Genomic DNA, 15,328 nt, shown 5'->3' with positions numbered 1-15,328 from the left:
ACGGTGGAGAACCTCATCGGAACGCTCGTCCTGGTGCCCCTGCTGGGCGCGGGCGTGCTGCTGTGCGGCGGGCGGCGGCTCGACCGCGCGGGCCACTGGATCGGCACGCTCGCCGCCGCACTGTCGTTCGTCATCGGCGTGGTGCTCTTCGCCGACATGCTGGGCCGGAGCGGCGAGGACCGCGAGCTGGCCGCGACCGTGTTCAGCTGGGTGCCCGTCGGCGGCTTCCGTGCCGACGTGGGCTTCCAGCTCGATCAGCTGTCGATGACCTTCGTCCTGCTGATCACGGGCGTGGGCTCGCTGATCCACCTCTACTCGGTCGGCTACATGGCCCACGACGAGCGGCGGCGGCGCTTCTTCGGCTATCTCAACCTCTTCCTCGCCGCGATGCTGCTGCTCGTCCTCGCCGACAACTACCTTCTGCTGTACGTCGGCTGGGAGGGCGTCGGCCTCGCGTCGTACCTGCTGATCGGCTTCTGGCAGCACAAGCCCAGCGCGGCCACGGCGGCGAAGAAGGCGTTCCTCGTCAACCGCGTCGGCGACATGGGCCTGTCCATCGCCGTGATGCTGATGTTCACCACCTTCGGGACCTTCGCCTTCGGGCCGGTGCTGGAGAACGCGGACAAGGCGGGCGAGGGCAAGCTGACGGCCATCGGGCTGGTGCTGCTGCTGGCCGCCTGCGGCAAGTCGGCCCAGGTGCCGCTGCAGTCCTGGCTCGGGGACGCGATGGAGGGCCCCACACCGGTCTCCGCGCTCATCCACGCGGCGACGATGGTCACCGCCGGGGTGTATCTGATCACCCGCTCCGGGCCGGTCTTCGACGGGGCGCCGGACGCCCAGACGGCCGTCGTGACGGTCGGCGCGGTGACGCTGCTCTTCGGTTCGATCGTCGGTTGCGCCAAGGACGACATCAAGAAGGCCCTCGCGGGCTCGACGATGTCCCAGATCGGCTACATGATCCTGGCCGCCGGGCTGGGCCCCATCGGCTACCCCTTCGCGATCATGCACCTGGTCACCCACGGCTTCTTCAAGGCCGGCCTCTTCCTCGGGGCGGGCTCGGTGATGCACGGCATGAACGACGAGGTCGACATGCGGCGTTACGGCGGACTGCGCCGCTATATGCCCATCACCTTCATCACCTTCGGCCTCGGCTATCTCGCCATCATCGGCTTCCCCGGGCTGTCCGGCTTCTTCTCCAAGGACAAGATCATTGAGGCGGCCTTCGCCAAGGGCGGCACCGAGGGCTGGATCCTGGGCGGCGCGGCCCTGCTGGGCGCGGCGATCACGGCGTACTACATGACGCGCGTGATGCTGCTGACCTTCTTCGGCGAGAAGCGCTGGCAGCCCGACGCCGGCGGCGAGTTGCCGCGTCCGCACGAGTCGCCCAAGGTGATGACGATCCCGATGATCGTGCTCGCCGTCGGCTCGGTCCTCGCGGGCGGCCTGTTCAGTATCAACGACGCCTTCCTGAAGTGGCTGGAGCCCGTCACCGGCCATGAGGAGGGCCACTCGCCCGTCACCGCCGTGCAGGTCACCACGGCCACCCTGGTGGTCCTCTTCATCGGTGTGGCGGTCGCCTGGTCGCAGTACGGGCGCCGGCCGGTGCCGGTCACCGCGCCGGACGCGAGCCTGCCGGTGCGGATCGCCCGCCGCGATCTGCTCCAGGACGACATCAACCACATCGTGCTGGTCCGGGGCGGCGAGCACCTGACCCGGAGCCTGGTCTACGTCGACCACACGCTGGTGGACGGAGTCGTCAACGGCACGGCCGCCGCCGTCGGCGGGCTGTCGGGCCGGATGCGCAGGCTCCAGAACGGCTTCGCGCGGTCGTACGCGGTCTCGATGTTCGGCGGTGCGGCGGTGCTCATCGCCGCGACCCTGCTGATGAGGGCGGTCTAGTCATGTCATTTCCCCTGCTGACGGCCACGGCGGCGGTGCCCGCGCTGGGCGCGGTCGCCACGGCCGCGGTCCCGGCCGAGCGGCGCGCGGCCGCCAAGTGGCTCGCGATGGCCGTCTCGCTGGTCACCCTGGTACTGGCGGCCGTGCAGCTCGTGCGCTTCGACCCGGGCGTCAAGGGCCCGTTCCAGCTCACCGAGTCGCACGCCTGGATCGCCGATTTCGGGGTCCGCTACGAGCTGGGCGTCGACGGCATCTCGGTCGTGCTGATCGGGCTGACCGCGCTGCTGATCCCCTTCATCGTGCTCGCCGGCTGGCACGACGCCGATCCCTTGGCCGCATCCGATAGCGGCTCCGCCGCGGGCAAGTCGTCGCACTGGCGGCCGGTCCAGGGCTTCTTCGCGCTGATCCTCATGGTCGAGGCGATGGTGGTGATCGCCTTCGAGGCCACCGACGTCTTCGTCTTCTACATCTTCTTCGAAGCCATGCTCATCCCGATGTACTTCCTCATCGGCGGCTTCGGCGACCGGGCGGGGGAGCGCGGCGAGGCCGAGAGCGCCACCCAGCGCTCGTACGCGGCGGTGAAGTTCCTGCTCTACAACCTCGTCGGCGGGCTGATCATGCTCGCCGCGGTCATCGGGCTCTACGCGGTCACCGCCGACCAGCTGGGCCACGGCACCTTCTCCCTGACGGAGATCGTCCAGGCCCGGGCCGCCGGGAAGCTGGACTTCGCCACCGTCACCGAACGGGCCCTGTTCCTCGGCTTCTTCTTCGCCTTCGCCGTCAAGGCGCCGCTGTGGCCGCTCCACACCTGGCTGCCCAACGCCATGGGCGAGGCCACCGCGCCCGTCGCCGTACTGATCACCGCGGTGGTCGACAAGGTCGGCACGTTCGCGATGCTCCGCTTCTGCCTCCAGCTCTTCCCCGAGGCGTCGAAGTGGGCGACACCGGTGATCCTGGTGCTGTCGCTGATCAGCATCCTCTACGGGGCACTGCTGGCCGTCGGGCAGCGGGACATCAAGCGCCTGATCGCCTACGCCTCGATCTCGCACTTCGGCTTCATCGTCCTGGGCATCTTCGCGATGACCACCCAGGGCCAGAGCGGCGCGACGCTCTACATGGTCAACCACGGCATCTCCACCGCCGCGTTGATGCTGGTCGCGGGCTTCCTGATCTCCCGGCGCGGCTCCCGGCTCATCGGCGACTACGGCGGGGTGCAGAAGGTGGCCCCGGTGCTCGCCGGCACCTTCCTGGTCGGCGGTCTGGCCACCCTGTCGCTGCCGGGGCTCGCGCCCTTCGTCTCCGAATTCCTGGTCCTGGTCGGCACCTTCAGCCGCTATCCGGCCGTCGGTGTCATCGCCACCGTCGGCATCGTGCTCGCCGCGCTGTACGTCCTCGTGCTCTACCAGCGGACGATGACCGGGCCGGTGTCCGAGTCCGTACGGGAGATGCCCGACCTGCGGGCGCGGGAGCTGGCCGTGGTCGCGCCGCTGATCGCGCTGCTGCTGTTCCTGGGCGTCTACCCCAAGCCCGTGACGCAGTTGCTGGATCCGGCGGTCGCGCACACCATGTCGCAGGTCCACAAGAGCGATCCCCAGCCCGACACCCACGTGAACGATGTGGAGGCCGCCAAGTGAGCCACGCGGAAATTATCCACAGCCTGTGGACACTGGCGGCGGCCGAGGCGCCGAAGAAGATCCCCGGCCCGCACATCGAGTACGCCCAGCTCTCCCCCACGCTGATCGTGCTCGGCGCCGCGATCCTGGGCGTCCTCGCCGAGGCCTTCCTGCCGCGCCGGGTCCGCCACCCCGCCCAGCTCGCGCTGACGGCCGTCGGCCTGGCCGCGGCCTTCGCCGCCGTCGTCGCCCTGGCGGCGGGCGGTTACGCGTCGGACAAGTCCCATGTGGCGGCCATGGGCGCCGTCGCCGTCGACGGGCCCGCGCTGTTCCTCCAGGGCACCATTCTCCTCGTCTCCCTGGTGGCGGTGTTCACCTTCGCCGAGCGCCGGCTCGACCCCGCGGCCGACGGCCGGCCCGTCGACTCCTTCGCCGCGCAGGCCGCGGCCGTGCCGGGCGGGGATGCCGAGCGGGAGGCGGTGGCGGCGGGCCTGGTCACCACCGAGGTCTTCCCGCTGGTCCTCTTCGCCGTCGGCGGCATGCTCGTCTTCCCCGCCGCCGACGACCTGCTGACGCTGTTCGTCGCCCTGGAGGTGTTCTCCCTCCCGCTGTACATCCTGTGCGGCCTGGCCCGCCGTCAGCGGCTGTTGTCGCAGGAGTCGGCCGTCAAGTACTTCCTGCTGGGCGCCTTCTCCTCCGCGTTCCTGCTCTTCGGGATCGCGCTGCTCTACGGCTACGCGGGAACCGTCACCTACGCGGGCATCGCCGACGTCGTCAGCGGCACCACGCGGGTCATGGACCCGGCGCTCGCGGGGAGCACGGCCAATGACGCGCTGCTGCTGGTCGGCGTGGCGATGGTGCTGATGGGGCTGTTGTTCAAGGTCGGCGCGGTGCCCTTCCACATGTGGACGCCCGACGTCTACCAGGGCGCCCCCACGCCGGTCACCGGCTTCATGGCGGCGGCGACCAAGGTCGCGGCCTTCGGGGCGCTGCTGAGGCTGCTCTATGTGGTCCTGCCGGGCATGCGCTGGGACTGGCGGCCCGTGATGTGGGGCGTCGCGATCGTCACGATGCTCGTCGGCGCGATCGTGGCCGTCACCCAGACCGATGTGAAGCGGCTGCTGGCCTACTCCTCCATCGCCCACGCGGGCTTCATCCTCGCCGGTGTCATCGCGGCCACGCCCGAGGGCGTCTCCTCGGTCCTCTTCTATCTGGCCGCCTACTCCTTCGTCACGCTGGGCGCGTTCGCGGTGGTGACGCTGGTGCGGGACGCGGGCGGCGAGGCCACTCACCTGTCGAAGTGGGCGGGGCTCGGGCGGCGTTCGCCGCTGGTCGCGGCGGTCTTCGCGGTCTTCCTGCTGGCCTTCGCGGGCATCCCGCTCACCAGCGGCTTCGCGGGGAAGTTCGCCGTGTTCAAGGCGGCCGCGCAGGGCGGGGCGGCGCCGCTGGTCATCGTCGGTGTGCTGTCCTCGGCGATCGCGGCGTTCTTCTACATCCGGGTGATCGTGCTGATGTTCTTCAGCGAGCCCAAGGCCGAGGGCCCCACCGTCGCGGTGCCCAGCCCGCTGACGTCCTCGGCCATCGCCATCGGCGTCGTGGTCACCCTCGTCCTCGGTCTGGCCCCGCAGTACTTCCTGGAACTGGCCGGGCAGGCGGGCGTCTTCGTCCGGTAGTCCCACGAGCAGGCGCACGACACGACGGCGCCCGGCACCCCTCGCGGGGGTGCCGGGCGCCGTCGTACGCGCGTCAGCCGGCGGGCTTGGCGGGGATGCCGGCCGGCAGCCCGGCGGGCAGGCCCGCGGGCTTGCCGTCGGCGCCCACGGCCTTGGTGAGGGTGTCCTCCTTGCCGGAGGCCCAGGCGATCGTCAGCGACTTGCCGTCGAAGCTCTTGACGGTGCCCTTGCTGTAGTCGGTGCTGCCGTCCTGGCAGTGGGTGATCTCCAGCGTGACGGGCTGGGCGTTGTCGACGACATTGCCGGAGCACGCCGTCTTCCCGCTGAGCATCACCTTGTTGCCGGCGAACGACAGGATCAGCAGGCTCTGGTCGGACAGCTTGCCCTTCGACCAGCCGCCCTTGAGCTCGGCGGCCGAGACGCGCTGCGACGGGGTGGCGGTCGCGTCGCCGCCCGGCGTCGGCTTCCCGCTGTCGGCGGTGGCCGGGGCCGTGGCCCCGGTCTCCTTGCCCTTGTCACCGCCCTTGTCGCTGCTGCTGCCGCAGCCGGTCATCAGCACAGCGGCCACCGCGGCCGCCCCCGTGATCTGTACTGCCTTGCGCACGTGCGCCCTTTCCTTTGTCATGTCCCGGCCCGGTGAGGCCGGGCACGACAAGCTAGCAGCACGCCACCAGCTCAACCGCCTCCGCAGCCGCCACCGCCGCAGCCGCCATGGCCCCCGCAGCCGTGGCCACCGTGACCGCCGGAGCCGCCATCGGCGCCGCCGCCGTCACTGCCGCTTCCGCCGGAGGAGTCCTGCACGTTGCGGTGCACGGCGTGGGCGGTCCACTCGTCACGCATGTGGCGCCGTAGCTCTTTGCGGTCGTTCCGGCAACCCCAGCCCGGGTAGAGGACCTTGCCGACACCCGTCGCGGACACCAGCCCGGCGAGCATCCGGTCCCGTCGGCCGGGGAAGCCGGCAGTGCGGGCCGCCTCGAAGCGCTGCCGGGTCTCGGTGGTCAGATCGTTGGTCCCCACGGGGTAGCGCAGTTGCCGGACGAGGGCGAACCGGTCGGGCGCCTTCGCGGTCAGGGCCCTGCGCTCCACCAGGCCGACGATCCAGGGCTCCTCCACGTGCCGGGCGGCCGTGCGGACCCACCTGTACGTCGAGGTGCCCGGCCGGAAGAGGCGCGAGCGGCCCTTCGCCCCGGGCTTGCCGGGCTCGGACAGGCTCGCCAGCGGCAGGGCGAGCCGCTGGTCCGCCGGAGGGATGCCGGCGATCCGTATGGGCCCGCCGCGCTCCTCCGCCACGAGCCCGCGCAGCTCCAGCTCGGCCAGGACCGCCCCGGCCAGGCCGTACGCCAGATGCCGCGTGGGGCACAGCCGCTTGCCGTCGGACGGGTCGTGGGAGAGGAGTATCAGCTCCTCCGGCAGGGTCAGGCCGGCGGCCTCGTCAGCGCTCACGATCCATCAATGCCCACGAGCCGGTGCGATCCGCCCCGTGACCTCGCCCAGGCCGACGCGCGCGCCGTTCGCGCCGGGCGCCCACGCGGTGATGGTCACCACGTCGCCGTCCGCCAGCCAGGGGCCCTTGCCCTGGGTGAGCTCCAGCAGGCAGCCCAGCTGGTCCGGCTCGGGGCCGCTGACCGTGCCGGAGGCGTAGAAGTCGCCGGTGCGCAGCGAGGCGCCGTTGACGGTCATATGGGCCAGCTGCTGGGCGGCCGTCCAGTACATGGCGGAGAAGGGCGGTCGGGAGATGGTCTCGCCGTTGACGCTCACCTCGATGCGCAGGTCGATGCCGCCGGGCTCGGCCGTCGCGTCGTCCAGGTAGGGGAGCAGCGGGTGGGTGCGCTCCGGCGCGGGCGTGCGGGCCGTGTCGAAGGCGTCCAGCGGGGTGATCCACGCGGAGACGGACGTGGCGAACGACTTGCCGAGGAAGGGGCCCAGCGGCACGTACTCCCAGGCCTGGAGGTCGCGGGCCGACCAGTCGTTGACGAGGCAGACGCCGAACACGTGCTCGCGGAAGGCGTCGAGCGGTACGGGGGTGTTGTCGGGGGCGGGGGTGCCGACGACGAAGCCGACCTCGGCCTCGATGTCGAGGCGCAGCGAGGGCCCGAAGGAGGGCGCGGCGTCCGCGGGTGCCTTGCGCTGGCCCTGGGGGCGTACGACGTCGGTGCCGGAGACCACGATCGTGCCGGCGCGGCCGTGGTAACCGATGGGCAGGTGCTTCCAGTTGGGGGTGAGGGGCTCGGGGGCGTCGGGGCGGAAGATGCGGCCCACGTTGGAGGCGTGGTGCTCGCTGGCGTAGAAGTCGACGTAGTCGGCGACCTCGAAGGGCAGCCGCAGCGTGACCTCCTCCAGCGGGTGGAAGTGCGGCCCGTCCAGCCAGCCGCGGAGCTCCGCGCGCACGGCCTGCCAGGTGGGGCGGCCGGCGGCCAGCAGGGGGTTGAGCGTGGGCTTGTCCAGCAGCCCGGCGTAGGCGGAGCCGTGGGCGGCGGCGGCCGCGGCGGCGTCCAGGACGTACGCGCCGTAGCGCACGCCGATCCGGGGGCGGTCGGGAGCGTCCGCGGTGGTGAAGACGCCGTACGGGAGGGTGTCCGCGCCGAAGGGGTCGCCTTCGGGCAGCTCGGGGCGGTTCTGGGGCATGGGACGCTGCCTCGCCTTCCGGTGAGCTCAGGGGCCTGGTCGGTCGGCCCGGTGACCTGATCGACACAGTACTTACGTTTCCCTGGGCGATACAGGTTCGGCGAACCCCGCCGGGGCCCGCGGTTCCGGCCGGGGGTCCGGGGGTTGTCCCCCGGGAGGGGCGGCCGGGCTGCGTCCGTTCGGGCAAGAGGTGTCCGACAGATGTCCGACCGCTGGCTAAAGGGAGGGCAATGTCCGGTAACTCCTTGCTGGAGACGTCGATTCCGAAGTAGCGTCCTAAGTCGGGTCACACACAGTGGGGGGCCGCTGAGGCTGGGTGGCCGAGGGGGGTGCTGGTGGCGAGCAGGATCGCGCCCGTGGCGGCGGACCGGTCCGTACCCGGGCTGATTGTGAAGATCGGCGACTATCCCCTGCACCATGGCGGAGTCGGCGCCATCCGCAGCCTCGGCAGGCTGGGCGTTCCGATGTACGCCGTCACCGAGGACAGATGGACCCCCGCCGCCGTCTCCCGCTATCTGAGCTCCGGCTTCGTCTGGCCGACGACCGGTACGGAGCGGGCGGAGGAGCTGGTGGCGGGCCTGCTGGGGATCGGGCGGCGGATCGGGCGCCCGGCCGTGCTGATCCCCACCGACGAGGAGGCGGCGGTCCTGATCGCCGAGCACGCCGAGTCGCTCGCGGGCCGTTTCCTCTTCCCGCCCGTGGAGCCCGGGCTGCCGCGCCGGCTGGCCAGCAAGCAGGGGCTGCACGAGCTGTGCGTGGAGCACGGGGTGCCCGCCCCGGCGACGCTGTTCCCCGCGTCGTTCGAGGAGATCGAGAAGTACGCCTCGGTCGCCACGTTCCCGGTCGTCGCCAAGAACCGCGAGGCGTTCGAGCGGCGTCTGCGTCCCGCGGTGCCCGGCACGACCCGTATCGGCGGGCCCCGGGAGCTGCTGGAGCTGGCGCGCGGCTGGGGGGCATCCCCGGGGGTGATCCTCCAGGAGTACCTGCCGCGCGAGGACGCCGAGGACTGGATCGTCCACGCCTACTTCGACGCCGAGTCGACCCCGCTGGCGATGTTCACGGGCGTGAAGGTGCGCTCCTGGCCGCCGCACGCGGGGATGACCGCCAACGCCTATGTCGTCGACAATCCGGAACTGGCCGCCATGGCCGCGCAGTTCATCAAACAGATCGGCTTCTGCGGGATCATCGACCTGGACTGGCGCTTCGACCGGCGTGACGGCCGGTACAAGCTGCTGGACTTCAACCCCCGCATGGGCGCCCAGTTCCGTCTCTTCGAGAACGAGGCCGGTATCGACGTGGTCCGGGCCCAGCACCTGGACCTCACCGGCCGTGCCGTCCCGGAGGCCGAGCAGCTCACCGGCCGCCGTTTCATCGTCGAGAACATCGACCTGCCCGCCTTCGCCGCCTACCGGCGCAGCGGCTACACCACCCCCCACGCCCCCGCCCGGGCCAGTGGCACCGAGCTGGCGTGGGCCGCCCGCGACGACATGAAGCCCTTCTTCACCATGCTCGCCCGGCTCGTACGGCCGGGCGCCCGGCATCTGTGGCAGCTGTGGCGCACCCGGCGCCGCGCCGCCTCGGCCGCCCCGCACCACCGATAACGCCCGTACCGATAACGCCCGTATTCGCCACACCGAACACCCCGCGTGCCCTGGGAGGGGATCCGTGACACTTCCCGTAGCCGTCATCGGGGCCGGTCCGTACGGCCTCTCGACCGCAGCCCATCTGAAAGCGCGTGCCGTGCCGACACGCGTCTTCGGCTCGCCGATGGTGAGCTGGCGGGAGCACATGCCCGCCGGGATGCTGCTGAAATCCACTCCCGCGGCCTCCAGCATCGACGCCCCCCAGCCCGGGCACACTCTCTTCGACTACTGCCAGGACGTCGGCGAGCGCCGCTTCGAGTCCGACTGGGACGCCATTCCGGTGGAGACCTTCGCCGGCTACGGGATGTGGTTCCAGCAGCGGCTGGTGCCCCAGCTGGAGCGGGAGCGGGTGGTGTCGGTCGACCGGCGCGGCCCCGGCGGGGGCTTCGAGCTGAAGCTGGACTCGGGGGAGCAGTTCACGGCGCGGGCCGTGGTCGTCGCCACGGGGCTGAGCGGGCTGGCCCAGCTGCCGCCCGAGCTCGCGGCTGCCGTCCCGGGCGGGCCCTCGGCGAGCGGGCCGGTCTCGCACAGCTCCCAGCACCGTGACCTCTCCCTCCTCGCGGGGAAGGACGTCGTGGTCGTGGGCGCCGGGCAGTCGGCGCTGGAGACCGCCGTGCTGCTGGCCGAGGCGGGCGCGGCGTCGGTACGGGTGCTGGCGCGGCGCCGGGGCGCGGTGCGCTTCGGCGCGGCCCCCGACGGGCAGTCGCTGCTCAAGCCCGACACGCCCTTCGGACGGGCCTGGTCGCTGTACGCCTTCTCGTACTACGCGGACGGCTTCCGCCGGCTGCCCGCGCCCACCCGGCAGTATCTGGTGCGCCGGGTGCTGGGGCCGCTGGGCGCGTGGTGGCTGCGCGAGCGTTTCGTGGGCCGGGTGGAGGTCACCGAGGGGAAGCGGATCGTCCGCGCCCGAGTGGAATCAGGTCGTCCAGTTCTTACGCTGACAGCGTCGGGCGACGGCCCCGACCGGGACGGCACCGAGAGCGAGCTCCGCGCCGACCACGTCATCGCCGCCACCGGCTACCGGATGGATGTGGCGGCCATGGACTTCCTCGGCGCCGGGCTGCGCACCCGCCTCCTGGTGAGCGCCGGAGGCCCCCGGCTGATGGCCGGATATCACTCCTCCGTACCCGGTCTGTACTTCACCGGGCTGCCCTCCGCCGCCAGCTACGGGCCCGTCATGCGCTTTGTCTGCGGCACCGAGTACGCCTCCCCGCGGCTGGCCAGGGCGGTCGCGGGGCAGGAGTGAGGGGCTGTGATTTAGGGGGGTACGGCCGGAAAAAGGACTGTGGCCCCGACGCTGCCGCACGGCAGCGCCGGGGCCACAGTCCTGCCGTGCGGAACTGAGGGTGCCCACGGTGATCGACAGCCGACCGGATACGCTGACTTTTGGTGAAGACAGCGACACATCGACAATCCCCGTGTTCGCAGGCAGACAGGAGTAACCCTCGTGACCGTCGTCGGGCCTTTCTTTGGGCTGAGCGTGCGGGACCAGGCTCTTGAAGCCGATGTCCAGGCCGGGTTGGCCGCTGTCGAGGAGGGCCTCATCGAGGCCACCAAGAGCGGCGTCCCCTTCATCACCGAGGCCGCCCAGCACCTGGTCAAGGCCGGAGGCAAGCGGTTCCGCCCCCTGCTGGTGACGCTCGCCGCGCAGTTCGGCGACCCCTACGCCCCCGGTGTGGTGCCCTCGGCCGTCGTCGTCGAGCTCACCCACCTGGCCACCCTCTACCACGACGACGTCATGGACGAGGCCGACGTCCGCCGCGGTGTCCCCAGCGCCAATGTCAACTGGGGCAACTCCGTGGCCGTCCTCACCGGCGACTTCCTCTTCTCCCGCGCCTCGCGGATCCTCGGCGACCTCGGCCCCGAGGCCGTGCGCATCCAGGCCGAGGCCTTCGAGCGCCTGGTCACCGGCCAGATCCTGGAGACGGCCGGTCCCCAGAACGGCCGCGACCCCATCGAGCACTACCTCGACGTCCTCGCGGGCAAGACCGGCTCCCTGGTCGCCGTCGCCGGCCGCTACGGCGCCATGATGTCCGGCGCCGACGAGCACGTCGTCGAGATCCTCACCCACTACGGCGAGCGCCTGGGCATCGCCTTCCAGCTCGCCGACGACGTCCTGGACATCGCCAGCGACTCCCACGAGTCCGGCAAGACCCCGGGCACCGACCTGCGCGAGGGCATCCCCACCCTGCCCGTGCTCCACCTGCGGGCCCGGGCCGCCGCCACCGGCGACCCCGAGGACCTGGAGCTGTGCCGGATGCTCGAGGGCGACCTCGGCGACGACGCCCTCCACGCCGAGGTGCTCCGCCGGCTGCGCGCCCACCCGGCGCTGGAGCAGGCCCGCCGCGACACCGTCCGCTACGCCGAGGAGGCGCGCGCGACCCTGGCCCCGCTGCCCGAGGGCCCCGCGAAGGCGGCGCTCGAAGAACTGTGCGACGCCGTGGTGCACCGCGCGGGCTGATGACGGCCCCTGATGGCCCTGGGGAACTCCGCCCCGCGGCCGGTGCGTCATACCCAAGGCGTACAGGCAGTTGATCCCGTCGGCTGACGACGGGAAGCCGCCACCCTGATGGAATCGAAGGGTAAGGCCGCTGCCGACGACGGAGGGTAGAGCACATGGCAGAGAACCAGCCGACATCAGAGGCGCAGGACTTCGGGGGACCGGCCCGGCGCCGTCGCAAGGCCGTTCGTTACGCCGTGCCGGTCGCGGTGGCGGGCGTCGCGGCGGCCACGATCGGTATCGGGTCGGCCCTGGCCAGCACCGGTGACCCGGATCTGCCGAAGATCAGCGCGCAGGACCTCATAGCCAAGATGGCCCAGTCGGACACCCGGCAGATGTCCGGATCGGTCAAGATCAACACGGATCTGGGCCTGCCCTCGCTGCCGTCGGGCCTCTCCTTCGGCGACGGGGAGAAGAAGGGCGAGGGGAAGAAGGACGGCTCCGCGCCGTCCCCGCAGTCCAAGCTCACCGAGCTCGCCGCCGGTTCGCACACGCTGCGGGTGGCCGTCGACGGACCCGACAAGCAGCGGGTGTCGATCGTCGAGCGCGCCGCCGAGTACAGCGTCGTGCGCAACGGCGCCGACGTCTGGGCGTACGACAGCTCCAGCAACACGGTGCACCACTCCAAGGCGCCGCAGGAGCGGGCGCAGGGCAAGGCCGGCCAGGGCGCCAAGGGCGACATGATGCCGAAGGACCTGGGCGGCGCCTCGCCGCAGGAGCTGGCCAAAAAGGTCCTCGCCGCCGCCGACGGGACCACGGCCGTCACCGTCGACGGCACGGCCAAGGTGGCCGGCCGGGACGCCTACCAGCTGCTGATCAAGCCCAAGGCGGACGACACGACGGTCGGCTCGATCCGGATCGCGGTCGACGCGAAGAACGGCGTGCCGCTGAAGTTCACCCTCGCGCCCAAGGGCGGCGGCAAGGCGGTCGTCGACGCGGCCTTCACCAAGGTCGACTTCGGCAAGCCGGGCGCCGGCACGTTCGACTTCACCCCGCCCAAGGGCGCCAAGGTGACCGAGGGCGACGCGGCGAAGGGTTCGGCCGACCGCGACCACAAGGCCGACCGCGAGGGCGGCCTCCCGGGGATGCCGGGCATGCCCGGCGCCACCGGGGGCGACGCCGGCAAGTCGAAGGTCATCGGCAAGGGCTGGAGCTCCATCGCCGAGTTCGACGCCGGCAAGGACGCCGGGGCCACGCTCAACGGCAAGGACGCCGGTAAGAAGAAGACCGGCGGCAAGGGCGGCGCGGACGCCCAGACCCTGCTGGACGGCTTCGGCACCAAGGTCTCGGGCGACTTCGGCTCCGGCCGGGTCTACAGCACCCGGATCGTCAACGCCCTGATGACGGACGACGGCAAGGTCTACGTCGGCGCGGTCACCAAGGACGCGCTGGTCAAGGCCGCGAACGCCAAGTAAGCAGGCTGCTGCCCCTGCCATGGCCCGGAGCGCCCGTGTACGCGGCGTCTCCGGGCCGCCACGTGGCCCTGGGCCGCACGGCGAGAGGAGAGAACACCGTGGAGGGCCGGTCCAAGCCGGGGTCGTGGCCTGGGGCCACGAGCGAGGGCGCCGCGGGGGACGGCGCCGTGATCGAGACGGTCGCGCTGACGAAGCGCTTCGGCGGCCAGCTCGCCGTCGACCGGCTCGACCTCGTCGTGCCGCGCGGCAGCGTCTTCGGCTTCCTCGGCCCCAACGGCTCCGGGAAGACCACCACCATCCGGATGCTCATGGGCCTCATCGAGCCCACCTCCGGTGCCGCCCGGGTGCTCGGCCAGGAGATGCCGCGCGCCGGGCGGCGCGTCCTGCCCAGGGTGGGGGCCCTGATCGAGGGCCCCGCGCTCTACGGCTTCCTCTCCGGTCGCGACAACCTCCTACGGTTCGACGCCGCCGACCCCACCGCCGACCCCCGCACCCGCGCCGCGCGCGTCGGCGCCGCGCTGGAACGGGTGGGGCTGACGAGCGCGGCGGGAAAGAAGGCCCGCGCCTACTCCCTCGGCATGAAGCAGCGGCTCGGCCTGGCCGCCGCCCTGCTCCGGCCGCGCGAGCTCCTCGTCCTGGACGAGCCCACCAACGGCCTCGACCCACAGGGCATGCGCGAGATCCGCGCCCTGGTGCGCGGGCTGGCGGCGGAGGGCACCACGGTCTTCCTCTCCTCCCACCTCCTCGACGAGATCGAGCAGGTCTGCACCCACGCCGCCGTCATGGCCCAGGGCCGGCTCCTCACCCAGGGCACGGTCCGGGAACTGGCCGCCTCGGCCCGCGGCCGGCTGGCCGTCACCACTTCCGACACGGCGGAGGCCGTACGGGTCCTCAAGGAGCACGGAGTGCACGACCTCACGGTCACCGACGACCGCGTCACCGGCGAACTCCCGCCCGGCGGCCCGGCAGTGGATCTCGCCGACCTCAACGCCGCGCTCGTCCGGGCGGAGGTGCGCGTACGGTCCTTCGGCACCGAGCGGGCCTCGCTGGAGGACGCGTTCGTCGCACTGACCGGGGAGGGTTTCGATGTCGCGGGCTGAGGTGCTGCGCGGGATGCCTTCGCTGTCGCTCTACCGCAGCGAGGTGACGACGACCTTCCGGCGCTGGCGCACGCTCGCCCTGCTGGGCGTGCTGGCGGCCGTGCCGGTCCTCGTCGGTATCGCGGTGCGGATCGAGACCGGCCGCGGCGGGTCGGGCGGACGCGGTGGCGGCGGTGGCGGCCCGGCGTTCATCGGACAGGTCGCCGGGAACGGCCTCTTCCTCGTCTTCGCCTCGCTCGCCGCGACCCTGCCGTTCTTCCTGCCGATGGCGATCGGGGTGATCGCGGGCGACGCGGTGGCCGGCGAGGCGTCCTCGGGCACGCTGCGCTATCTGCTGGTCGCCCCGGCCGGGCGGACCCGGCTGCTGCTCGCCAAGTTCACGACGACCGTCCTCTTCGCCTTCGCCGCCACGCTGGTCGTCGCAGCCTCGGCGCTGGCGGTGGGCGCGCTGCTCTTCCCGGTCGGCGAGGTGACGCTGATCAGCGGGACGACGGTGTCGTTCGGCGAGGGGCTGCTGCGCGCGCTGGCGATCGCCGGGGTGGTCGCCCTGTCGCTGACCGGGCTCGCGGCGCTGGGCCTGTTCGTCTCGACGCTCACCAACAGCGGGATCGCGGCGATGGCCACGACGGTGGGGCTGTTGATCACGGTGCAGATCCTGGATCAGTTTCCGCAGCTCAGTGCGGTTCAGCCGTATCTTTTTCCGCACTACTGGCTGGGGTTCGCGGATCTGTTGCGGGACCCGGTGTACTGGGATCAGATACTGCGCAACCTGGGGTTGCAGGGGTTGTACGTGGCCGTGTTCGGGTCCGCCGCGTGGGCGCGGTTCACGTCGCGGGACGTGACCGTGTGAGTCCTCGAAC

At 71.8% G+C, this 15,328-nt stretch carries 12 protein-coding genes; 9 read left to right on the top strand and 3 right to left on the bottom strand.

Annotated features, from left to right (window positions below):
* Positions 1 to 3 precede the first annotated feature (3 nt).
* Genes nuoL through nuoN form a run of 3 tightly spaced genes read left to right on the top strand, consistent with a single transcriptional unit; the run spans position 4 to position 5,185 of the window.
* On the top strand, positions 4 to 1,899 hold the full coding sequence (gene nuoL / locus AB0E98_RS14080) for an NADH-quinone oxidoreductase subunit L (protein WP_361702005.1): 1,896 nt from the start codon (positions 4 to 6) through the stop codon (positions 1,897 to 1,899).
* A gap of 2 nt (positions 1,900 to 1,901) precedes the next feature.
* Positions 1,902 to 3,533: an NADH-quinone oxidoreductase subunit M gene (locus AB0E98_RS14075; RefSeq protein WP_361702003.1), complete on the top strand. Its 1,632-nt coding sequence runs from the start codon at positions 1,902 to 1,904 to the stop codon at positions 3,531 to 3,533.
* Positions 3,530 to 5,185 (top strand): NADH-quinone oxidoreductase subunit NuoN, encoded by a 1,656-nt coding sequence (gene nuoN, locus AB0E98_RS14070; RefSeq protein ID WP_361702002.1) that lies wholly within the window; start codon positions 3,530 to 3,532, stop codon positions 5,183 to 5,185. The genes AB0E98_RS14075 and nuoN overlap by 4 nt, the downstream gene beginning before the upstream one ends.
* Before the next feature lie 73 nt (positions 5,186 to 5,258).
* Here nuoN and AB0E98_RS14065 read toward each other — a convergent pair whose 3' ends face one another.
* From AB0E98_RS14065 to AB0E98_RS14055, 3 genes are all read right to left on the bottom strand, one after another.
* The gene (locus AB0E98_RS14065; RefSeq protein ID WP_361702000.1) at positions 5,259 to 5,789 is read right to left on the bottom strand and encodes a hypothetical protein; all 531 of its coding nucleotides are present in this window, start codon (positions 5,787 to 5,789) and stop codon (positions 5,259 to 5,261) included.
* Positions 5,790 to 5,860: 71 nt separating this feature from the next.
* Complete coding sequence (locus tag AB0E98_RS14060) at positions 5,861 to 6,628, bottom strand: GPP34 family phosphoprotein (RefSeq protein ID WP_361701999.1); 768 nt, start codon at positions 6,626 to 6,628, stop codon at positions 5,861 to 5,863.
* 6 nt (positions 6,629 to 6,634) lie between these two features.
* A complete protein-coding gene (locus AB0E98_RS14055) occupies positions 6,635 to 7,810 on the bottom strand; it encodes a fumarylacetoacetate hydrolase family protein (protein ID WP_361701997.1) in 1,176 nt (391 codons plus the stop codon).
* 335 nt (positions 7,811 to 8,145) lie between these two features.
* On the opposite strand from AB0E98_RS14055, the gene AB0E98_RS14050 reads away from it, so the two are divergent.
* From AB0E98_RS14050 to AB0E98_RS14025, 6 genes are all read left to right on the top strand, one after another.
* Positions 8,146 to 9,411, top strand: coding sequence for an ATP-grasp domain-containing protein (locus AB0E98_RS14050; RefSeq protein ID WP_361701995.1), 1,266 nt, complete (start codon positions 8,146 to 8,148; stop codon positions 9,409 to 9,411).
* A 64-nt stretch (positions 9,412 to 9,475) separates the two neighbouring features.
* Entirely contained in the window at positions 9,476 to 10,699 is a 1,224-nt protein-coding gene (locus tag AB0E98_RS14045; RefSeq protein WP_361701993.1) for an NAD(P)-binding domain-containing protein, read from the top strand.
* Between the two features lie 201 nt (positions 10,700 to 10,900).
* Positions 10,901 to 11,914: a polyprenyl synthetase family protein gene (locus AB0E98_RS14040; protein WP_361701991.1), complete on the top strand. Its 1,014-nt coding sequence runs from the start codon at positions 10,901 to 10,903 to the stop codon at positions 11,912 to 11,914.
* A gap of 155 nt (positions 11,915 to 12,069) precedes the next feature.
* On the top strand, positions 12,070 to 13,368 hold the full coding sequence (locus AB0E98_RS14035; protein WP_361701990.1) for a DUF2092 domain-containing protein: 1,299 nt from the start codon (positions 12,070 to 12,072) through the stop codon (positions 13,366 to 13,368).
* Positions 13,369 to 13,535: 167 nt separating this feature from the next.
* Positions 13,536 to 14,468, top strand: a complete 933-nt coding sequence (locus AB0E98_RS14030; protein ID WP_361701989.1) for an ABC transporter ATP-binding protein — start codon at positions 13,536 to 13,538, stop codon at positions 14,466 to 14,468.
* Entirely contained in the window at positions 14,455 to 15,318 is an 864-nt protein-coding gene (locus AB0E98_RS14025) for an ABC transporter permease (RefSeq protein ID WP_361701987.1), read from the top strand. Before AB0E98_RS14030 ends, AB0E98_RS14025 begins: the two co-directional genes overlap by 14 nt.
* Positions 15,319 to 15,328 lie beyond the last annotated feature (10 nt).

It is taken from the genome of Streptomyces sp. NPDC037389 (assembly GCF_040636475.1).
Taxonomy (GTDB): domain Bacteria; phylum Actinomycetota; class Actinomycetes; order Streptomycetales; family Streptomycetaceae; genus Streptomyces; species Streptomyces hesseae.
Note: the sequence above shows the minus strand (reverse complement) of the source record. Positions and strands in the feature narration are given on the sequence as shown.